The organism is Acinetobacter sp. A3, from assembly GCF_012371415.1.
Lineage (GTDB): Bacteria > Pseudomonadota > Gammaproteobacteria > Pseudomonadales > Moraxellaceae > Acinetobacter.
This window is the reverse complement of record NZ_JAAZQW010000092.1, coordinates 1-887: the sequence shown is the minus strand read 5'-3', so window position 1 is coordinate 887 and position 887 is coordinate 1. Positions and strand designations below refer to the sequence as shown.

Here is an 887-nt window from a genome sequence, read left to right as displayed (position 1 = left end):
TTTTAAAGTTGTATATCATGAAATTATTAAAAATATTGAGTTTAGTTTGCTTAAGCATAAGTATTGGGGCTTGTGCTGAGCATAGTATGAGTCGAGCAAAAACAAGTACAATTCCACAAGTGAATAACTCAATCATCGATCAGAATGTTCAAGCGCTTTTTAATGAAATCTCAGCTGATGCTGTGTTTGTCACATATGATGGTCAAAATATTAAAAAATATGGCACGCATTTAGACCGAGCAAAAACAGCTTATATTCCTGCATCTACATTTAAAATTGCCAATGCACTAATTGGTTTAGAAAATCATAAAGCAACATCTACAGAAATATTTAAGTGGGATGGAAAGCCACGTTTTTTTAAAGCATGGGACAAAGATTTTACTTTGGGCGAAGCCATGCAAGCATCTACAGTGCCTGTATATCAAGAATTGGCACGTCGTATTGGTCCAAGCTTAATGCAAAGTGAATTGCAACGTATTGGTTATGGCAATATGCAAATAGGCACGGAAGTTGATCAATTTTGGTTGAAAGGGCCTTTGACAATTACACCTATACAAGAAGTAAAGTTTGTGTATGATTTAGCCCAAGGGCAATTGCCTTTTAAACCTGAAGTTCAGCAACAAGTGAAAGAGATGTTGTATGTAGAGCGCAGAGGGGAGAATCGTCTATATGCTAAAAGTGGCTGGGGAATGGCTGTAGACCCGCAAGTGGGTTGGTATGTGGGTTTTGTTGAAAAGGCAGATGGGCAAGTGGTGGCATTTGCTTTAAATATGCAAATGAAAGCTGGTGATGATATTGCTCTACGTAAACAATTGTCTTTAGATGTGCTAGATAAGTTGGGTGTTTTTCATTATTTATAAGAATTAGAAGTTTGAGGTTAATCTATT

1 protein-coding gene is annotated in these 887 nt (G+C 36.6%); it reads left to right on the top strand.

The features are described from left to right. Positions 1-17 precede the first annotated feature (17 nt). Complete coding sequence (locus HHA42_RS13350) at positions 18-860, top strand: carbapenem-hydrolyzing class D beta-lactamase OXA-58 (RefSeq protein ID WP_002002480.1); 843 nt, start codon at positions 18-20, stop codon at positions 858-860. Positions 861-887: the final 27 nt, after the last annotated feature.

Bases quoted from the DNA above. Each gene is read 5' to 3' on its own strand.
- HHA42_RS13350 (WP_002002480.1), top strand. From the start codon at position 18: ATGAAATTATTAAAAATATTGAGTTTAGTTTGCTTAAGCATAAGTATT.